The organism is uncultured Intestinimonas sp. (genome assembly GCF_944387245.1).
GTDB lineage: Bacteria > Bacillota > Clostridia > Oscillospirales > Oscillospiraceae > Intestinimonas.
Genome location: NZ_CALXEE010000090.1, coordinates 1 through 7,419, shown reverse-complemented (window position 1 = coordinate 7,419; position 7,419 = coordinate 1). Strand labels below are relative to the sequence as shown.

The following is a 7,419-nucleotide window of genomic DNA, read 5'->3' as shown; positions in this document are numbered from 1 at the left end:
GTGGGGCCGTCGTCCGCGAGCGGAAGCGAGCCGCGCCGTCCGGTGCGCCCAAGCGTCCCGGGCTTGACCCGGGACCTTGCCGCAGGGCGGATTCACTCCGCCCGAGGAAGTGAAATCAATAAGGGGTCCCCGGCCCATGGGCCATGGGCTGGGGCATGGGCCCCACCATAATGGGGCCCATAATGTCGAAAATGTTCATAGGAAAGCTCCTTGTTTCAGAAATGGCAGTCAATCCGCCTTGCGGTCGATCTCCCTGGGGTCCCGCTTGGAGTAGAGGATGAGCTGCTCACTGTACAGGCCGGAGTAGCCGGACAGGCGGTAGGCCACGGCGATGGCCAGGGCGTAGAGGGGGAGGCCGCCGCCGCCGAAGAGCTCGTAGGCCAGGAGGATGGAGGAGATGGGGCAGTTGGTGACGCCGCAGAAGGTGGCCACCGTACCCACGGCGCCGCCGAAGGAGGGGGACAGTCCCAGGAAGGGGGCGATCACGCAGCCGAAGGTGGCGCCGCAGGCGAAGGTGGGGACGATCTCGCCGCCCCGGAAGCCGGCGCCCAGGGTGACGGCGGTGAAGAGGAGCTTGGCCAGGAAGGCCCAGGGCTCCACGCCCACGCCTGCGCCGGTGACAGCGGCCTCCACCAGGTTGCCGCCGGCGCCGTTGTAGTACTGGTGGGCCAGGCCGCCGTCCAGCAGGGAGAGGAGGAGGACCAGGGTACCGCCCACCAGGGCCCGGAACCGGGGGTCGGGGAGGACCTTGGAGTAGAGGTGGCCGGCGCCGTGGGTGACGGCGCAGAAAAAGACGGCCAGCACGGCACACAGGGCCCCCAGCACCACCACTTGGAGGAGGGAGAGGGGGGAGAGGGCGGCCAGGCCGGAGACGGTGTAGGCGGTGGGAGGCACTCCAAACCATCCGGCCAGCAGGAAGCCGGTGAGGGAGGCCAGGAAGGCGGGGACCAGGGCGGCGTACTGGATGACGCCCACGTGGACCACCTCCAGGGCGAAGACGGCGGCTGTGAGGGGGGTGCCGAAGAGGGCGGAGAAGGCGGCGGCCATGCCGCAGACGGTCAGGATGCGGCCCTCCTCAGGCTCCAGACCCAGCTTATGGCCGATCTTGCTGGAGATGGAGGCACCCAGCTGGAGGGCGGCGCCCTCCCGGCCTGCGGAGCCGCCCACCAGGTGGGTGAGGACGGTGGAGAGAAAGATGAGGGGGGCGGTGCGCAGGCGCATGGGCTCGTGTTCCCGGACGGCCACCAGCACCAGGTTGGTACCCTGATCCTTCTCCATGCCGCAGACCTGGTAGAGCAATACGATGGCCAGCCCGCCCAGGGGGAGGAAGAACAACAGCCAGTGGTGTTCCTGGCGCAGCTCGGTGGCCAGGTCGATGCCGTAGTGGAAGGCCACACCCACGGCGCCCACCAGCAGGCCGATGAGGACGGCGAACAGGGCACGGCGGAGAAAGTCGCCCAATTCGTCGGGCAGGACACGCAGGGGGGCGGAAAGAGACTTCATCTCTCATCATCTCCTGAAACGGAACTGTCATACAAGGAAGAGACACAGAAAAGTGAGAACAGTATACCACATTTGGGTGCACAGTTGAACTTTGTAGTGAAAAGTTTTCTCGGCTGTGTTATAATGTTTTCATTATCCAAACCAAAAAAGACGGCCGGGGTGTCTGTCCCCGGCCGGAATCACGAGGGGGAATCTGCTTTGCTGCCGGACCCATTATGGCCGTACATACTTTTGGGCATTCTGCTCTTTCTGCTGGGGGCGTTCCTGTCTCAGGCGTGGGCGCCGCTGGGCGGTGGGATCAACGCCGTTTGGAACGCCTTCCTGCGCCTGACCCGGATCAACCCGGACGCCGGGCGGGAGTCGGTCTCCGAGGAGGACCTGCGCGCCCTCATGGACCTGAGCGAGGAGAAGGGCGACATGGAGGCCGATGAGAAAGAGATGATCGAGAATGTCTTCGAGTTCAACGACACCGTGGCCGAGGACGTGATGGTCCACCGCACCGACATGGTGCTGCTGTGGGCGGAGGACACCGACGAGGAGATCGTCAAGACCATTGAGGAGTCTGGCCTGTCCCGGTTCCCGGTGTGTGGGGAGGATGCCGACGACGTGCTGGGCATCCTGAGCAGCCGGGACTACTTTCTCAACAGCCGCCATCCGGACCCCAAGCCCATCCGGGAGCTGCTGCGGCCGGCCTACTTCGTGCCGGAGTCGGTGCGGGCCGACGTGCTCTTCCGGGACATGCAGAGCAAGAAATTCCACATGGCCATCGTGGTGGACGAGTACGGCGGCACGTCGGGGCTTCTGACCATGGAGGATCTGCTGGAGGAGATCGTGGGCAACATCTACGACGAGTTCGACCGGCAGGAGGACCAGGAGATCATCCAGCAGGGACCCAACCTGTGGCGGATCTCCGGCTCGGCGGAGCTGGACGAGGTGGCCGCCGCCCTGGACATGGAGTTTCCCGAGGACGAGGAGTCGGAGACCCTGGGCGGCCTGGTCTTTGACCAGCTGCCGGTGATCCCGGAGGACGGCCCCTGCCAGGTGGAGGTGGACACCCACGGCCTCCACATCCAGGTGGAGTCCATCGCCGACCGCCGGGTGGACTGGGCGCTGGTGTCCAAGCTGCCGGAGAAACAAGAAGAGGGACAACCGTCTTACCAGGGCGGGACAAAAAAGTGATACGTGGAGAGGCCCGGGACGAGTTTCGTCCCGGGCCTTTTACATCGGTGGGGAGGTCCGAAGCTTTTTTGCAAAAGTGAAACGAAGGTCTGCGCTCAGGTGTCTGTAAGTGTGAAAGGAGATGAGGACCATGGACCGTGCCCTGCGGGAGACCGACGCCCGGGAGGAGATCGGGCGGCTGATGGCGGAGAACGCGTTGCCCTGTCCTATGCGCTGTGCAGATCGAAAAAACAGACCTGAAGAGCAGACGCCCTGAGGACGGCTCATGTTGAGCCGTCCTTAGGGCATCCATTTGTCAGCGGATTTTGTTCAGGCGGAAAAGGCGTTGTTGATGGAGAGCAGGACCTGGTCTCCGTCGAAGGGCTTGTAGACAAAACCCAGGGTGCCGATGCGCTTGGCCTCGTCAATGGTGTCGTCGTAGGCCAGGGAGGAGATCATGACAATCCGGGCGTCGGGGTGGCGCTGGAGCAGCAGACGGGCGGTCTCCAGGCCGTCCATGCCGGGCATGAGGATATCCATGGTGACCAGATCGGGCTGGACGGTCTCGTAGGTCTCCAGAGCATCCTCGCCGCTCTGGCAGCAAGCTACGACCTCGTAGTCGGTATTGGACAGGATCTTTTCAAGCTGCAGCTGGGCGATACGGGAATCGTCCACGATCATAATTTTCTTCGACATAAGTCTGATAGCTCCTTTATTTGTTTTCATGGGCGGGAAGCTGGTGGATCAGTTCAGCGCGCTCGTTGCTGCCGCTCACATAGCTGAGCACGCAGCAGAAAGAGCCCGCACCGTCCGGCAGGTGCAGCCCGGAGTAGAAACGGGGAATACGGAAGCGGGAGGAGATGTGGGCGGTCTGAAAGAGCCTTGCCACGATATGCCCGCAGATCACATTAAAATACTCTTTCATAAAATCTTCAATGTCTTGTAGGGAGACCGTCTCCTCCTGCATGGTGGTCTGTGCCAGCTTGGTGAGGAGAGCGGTATCCATATAGAGGATGAGATTGGCTTCGTAGCCGCCCTCAAAGGTGGTACAGACCGTACAGACATCGTCCGACGGAGCGCCGTTCTGCTTGCACGGATAGATCCTTGCTATGCGGTTGGTGATGTCTTGCATGACGCAGTCCAGGATATCCAGGATCTCATTTTGCGTGAGGGGGATCAAGAGAAGAAGCCTCCTTTTCGGAAAATCGCATGGGACCGACCAGACCGTTTTTCAGGCCGATAGCGCACTTCTGCATGACCCGGCTGACACGATAGGAGGCATGGTCTACGGTCACCACGGTGCCGGGATAAATTGCGCCGCAGTTCAGACGCCGGTGGTCCTGATCAGGGGAGGGTGGGAGCCGCTGCTCGGCGCTTTTCTCCAGCCGTTTCAGCTTCATCTGAGCCACGTAGAGCCCCATCCGCTGTTTGGAGAGCGCCTGGTTCCGGTCCAGACTCTCCGGAGTGGCCTCCAGGGCCTGGAGGGCCGCCTCGGCGGTCTCCACCTCGGCCTGGATCTGCCTGTGCTCCAGATCTTCACAGGGCATTCCGCCCAGGATGATGTTGGTGACGCGCTCGGCCTTGGAGCCTACTGTGGCGGCGTCCACCTCCTGGGCGGCGCGGATGGTGCCCCCGATGATAACGCCCCGGCCGGTGCGTACCCGGACAGTACCGTTGCTGTATACTTCACAGTCTATGACGCAGTCAGACTGTACACTCTCCTGGGCATAGACCCGACAGTGTTCCAGATACTTGGCGTAGACGCTCCGATGGGCCTGGATGACTCCGTGGTCCTGGCCCTGCACGCCACTGGAGACCACCAGATCCTGCCCCGCCTCGATGGAGCAGTCCTCCACCACACCGTCGATCTGGATGCTGCCCATAGCCCGGATGGTGGCGCCCCGGAAGACGTCGCCATGGATGTGGATGTCGCCCAGAAAGTTGACGATACCGGTGTCGCCGGAGACATCTCCGGTGATTTCCAGAACGGGCTTGACCTGAAAGCTCTGACCGGTGAATTCCACATGGCCGTCCAGAGCGGCCAGCAGAAAGCGCCCGTCCTGGGAGAGTGTGGTGTTCCGGCCCTGGGGCGCCTGAACGGGGTTCCCAGGTTTGGCGGGGATCAGGCGGCCAGTCACGGTGTTGCCGGGGATGCCCCGGGTGGGTGGGCGAATCTCGCAGATCACGTCCCCCTGGTGAATGTCTTGAACCAGACGCAGGGTTTCGTAATCGGCCTGTGCCAGTTCATCCACCGAAAGATCGGACTGGGGAGTACGGGGATAATGGTCCACAATACTGCCATCCTCGCCGGGCACGGGCGGTGCGCCGTCGGCAATGTGGAAAAGACGGAAATATCGCTGGGGCATAGTGGGGAGCTGCTCCAGAAGGTGCTTGTCCACGCCGTAGATGACCCCGCGGCGGGCCAGAGCCTGTTCCAGCTGTTCCCCGGTAAGTGGTGAGCCTCCACCCACAGGGGGAAGAAACAGCAGCCAGGCGGCCATGCCATCGCTGGTGAGATAGAGGAAGATCCCCTCATTCAGGTCGGCGACGGTGCTGGAGTCACCGCTCTTAAAGATCTGTTGGATTCGCTTGGTGGTAAACCGGGTCAGAGAGATGACAAAGGGGGCGTCCTCCCTGGAGAGGATATCCTCCGGAAGCAGAGGATTGTCGCCCTGGCCGCACAGTAAGTCCAGGCGCAGTGGAACACCGGAGCTGGGCGTAGAGAGCCACAGATCCCGGAGGGCGCATATGGGATGCACCGGTGGGAAGGTGATCTCATGAGCAGTACGGCGGGCCGCGCCATCTGTGTGCGATTCCTCCGTCTGACTGCCCGGCACCAGGTGATGGGTATTCCATGCTTGAGGGAAGTCAGTCATGTCATGCCTCCTTTCCCAATCCTTACGGGCATTGTACTATAATTAATATCGTCTCCGATGGAAAAAACATAAGCCAAATACTGTCATAACATAAGAACCCTGGAAAAATTTTTGGCTATCGTGTGGCGCACAAACTACCGGGCGACAAAAAATGAACTTCCAGGATCAGGATACGTATTGCTTGTGACCAGAATGTTCAGCCCGCATCCGGACGGTGCTCAGGGCAAATTTCACGAAAGTAGAGAGCGGGTTTTTGCTAGATTTCTAAAAAATTTTACTTCCAAAATGCAGGGGGATGTAGTATGATAAGTGAGTAGACTTTCATACGTAACAAACTTCGATACCTATCAGGAGGTATTCCTATGAGAAAGACGAAAGTGATTTGCACCCTCGGCCCCGCTGTGGACAATGAGGAGATGATGAAGGCGCTCATTCTGGGCGGAATGAACTGCGCCCGGTTTAACTTCTCCCACGGCAGTCACGAGGAGCAGCTGGCCCGGCTGAACATGCTCAAGCATGTGCGGGACACCCTGGGCTATCCGGTGGCCACTATGCTGGACACCAAGGGCCCCGAGATCCGCATCAAGACTTTTGCCAATGGTCCTGTGACGCTGGAAAAGGGCAATCACTTCGTTCTGGACACCGATGAGGTGGCTGGTGACGAGACCCAGGTCTCCGTGACCTACAAGAACCTCCACAAAGAGGTGGAGCCTGGCTGCCGCATCCTGGTGGATGACGGTCTGGTGGAGCTGAAGGTGAAGAAGGTGGAGGGCCACAGAATTCTCTGCGAGGTGGAGAACGGCGGTACGCTCTCCAACAACAAGTCCATCAATATCCCCGATGTCCACATCCAGCTGCCCTCTCTCACCGAGAAGGATAAAGAAGATCTGAAGTTCGCCGTGGAGAACGACTTTGACTTCGTCGCCGCCTCCTTTGTCCGGAAGGCCGCTGACGTGGCGGACATCCGGGCCTGCCTGAAGGAGTACGGCGGGGAGCACATCCTCATCATCTCCAAGATTGAGAACCGGGAGGGTGTAAACAACCTGGACGAGATCATCAGCGCCTCCGACGGCATCATGGTGGCCCGTGGCGACCTGGGTGTGGAGATCCCCGCCCACGAGGTGCCCATCCTCCAGAAGAAGATGATCAAGGCCACCATCCGTCAGGGCAAGCCGGTCATCACCGCCACCCAGATGCTGGACTCCATGATCCGCAACCCCCGGCCCACCCGCGCCGAGGTCTCCGACGTGGCCAACGCCGTCTTTGACGGCACCTCCTGCGTGATGCTCTCCGGTGAGACTGCCTCCGGCAAGTATCCTGTGGAGGCCCTGAAGACCATGGTGGATACCGCCGTGGCCGCTGAGGGTGCCATCGACTACTGGGGCCGTTTCCGTGAGAACTCCCTCACCCCCGGCGTCTCCAGCATCAACGACGCCATCACCCACTCCTGCTGCCTCACCGCCATGGACCTGGGCGCCTCCGCCATCCTGGCGGCCACCAAGTCCGGCCACACCGCCAAGGTCATCTCCCGGTATCGTCCCGCCTGCACCATCGTCGCCGTGTGCCAGAGTGAGCAGACCCGCCGGCAGCTGGCCATTTCCTGGGGTGTTCACCCCTACCTCACCGGTGAGGTGGACTCTACCGACCGCCTCTTCTCCATGACCGTTGACGTGGCCCGGAAGGAGGGCGCCGTGAGATGCGGCGATACCGTGGTCATCACCGCCGGCGTGCCCATCGGCCGCAGCGGCAGCACCAACCTCATCAAGGCCCAGGTCGTGGGCGAATAAGTTCATCTCCAGCCGTACAGGGGCGCGTTGCAAAATGAAGCCATAAAAATGAGCGAGGTTTGGAGCCCGAAAAGGGTTTCCAAACCTCGCTCGTT

At 61.3% G+C, this 7,419-nt stretch carries 7 protein-coding genes; 3 read left to right on the top strand and 4 right to left on the bottom strand.

Annotated elements, in window-relative coordinates:
* Positions 1-228: 228 nt before the first annotated feature.
* Entirely contained in the window at positions 229-1,503 is a 1,275-nt protein-coding gene (locus Q0K15_RS09950; protein WP_294515695.1) for a chloride channel protein, read from the bottom strand.
* Between the two features lie 231 nt (positions 1,504-1,734).
* Here Q0K15_RS09950 and Q0K15_RS09945 point away from each other — a divergent pair, with 231 nt between their 5' ends.
* Together Q0K15_RS09945 and Q0K15_RS09940 are read left to right on the top strand one after the other, a co-directional pair.
* Positions 1,735-2,682, top strand: coding sequence for a hemolysin family protein (locus Q0K15_RS09945; protein WP_294515694.1), 948 nt, complete (start codon positions 1,735-1,737; stop codon positions 2,680-2,682).
* Positions 2,683-2,812: 130 nt separating this feature from the next.
* Positions 2,813-2,938: a hypothetical protein gene (locus Q0K15_RS09940; RefSeq protein ID WP_294515693.1), complete on the top strand. Its 126-nt coding sequence runs from the start codon at positions 2,813-2,815 to the stop codon at positions 2,936-2,938.
* Positions 2,939-2,991: 53 nt separating this feature from the next.
* Here the strand turns inward: Q0K15_RS09940 and Q0K15_RS09935 are convergent, their stop codons facing one another.
* From Q0K15_RS09935 to Q0K15_RS09925, 3 genes are read right to left on the bottom strand one after another with little or no spacing between them, the layout of a single operon-like run.
* Positions 2,992-3,357 carry a response regulator gene (locus tag Q0K15_RS09935; protein ID WP_294515692.1) on the bottom strand — a complete coding sequence of 122 codons (366 nt, stop codon included), beginning with the start codon at positions 3,355-3,357 and terminating at the stop codon, positions 2,992-2,994.
* A 16-nt stretch (positions 3,358-3,373) separates the two neighbouring features.
* Complete coding sequence (locus Q0K15_RS09930; RefSeq protein WP_294515691.1) at positions 3,374-3,841, bottom strand: chemotaxis protein CheX; 468 nt, start codon at positions 3,839-3,841, stop codon at positions 3,374-3,376.
* Entirely contained in the window at positions 3,819-5,537 is a 1,719-nt protein-coding gene (locus Q0K15_RS09925) for a FapA family protein (protein WP_294515690.1), read from the bottom strand. The genes Q0K15_RS09930 and Q0K15_RS09925 overlap by 23 nt, the downstream gene beginning before the upstream one ends.
* 362 nt (positions 5,538-5,899) lie before the next feature.
* Between Q0K15_RS09925 and pyk the strand changes: the two genes are divergently transcribed.
* A complete protein-coding gene (pyk, locus tag Q0K15_RS09920) occupies positions 5,900-7,324 on the top strand; it encodes a pyruvate kinase (RefSeq protein WP_294515689.1) in 1,425 nt (474 codons plus the stop codon).
* The last annotated feature ends 95 nt before the right edge of the window (positions 7,325-7,419 follow it).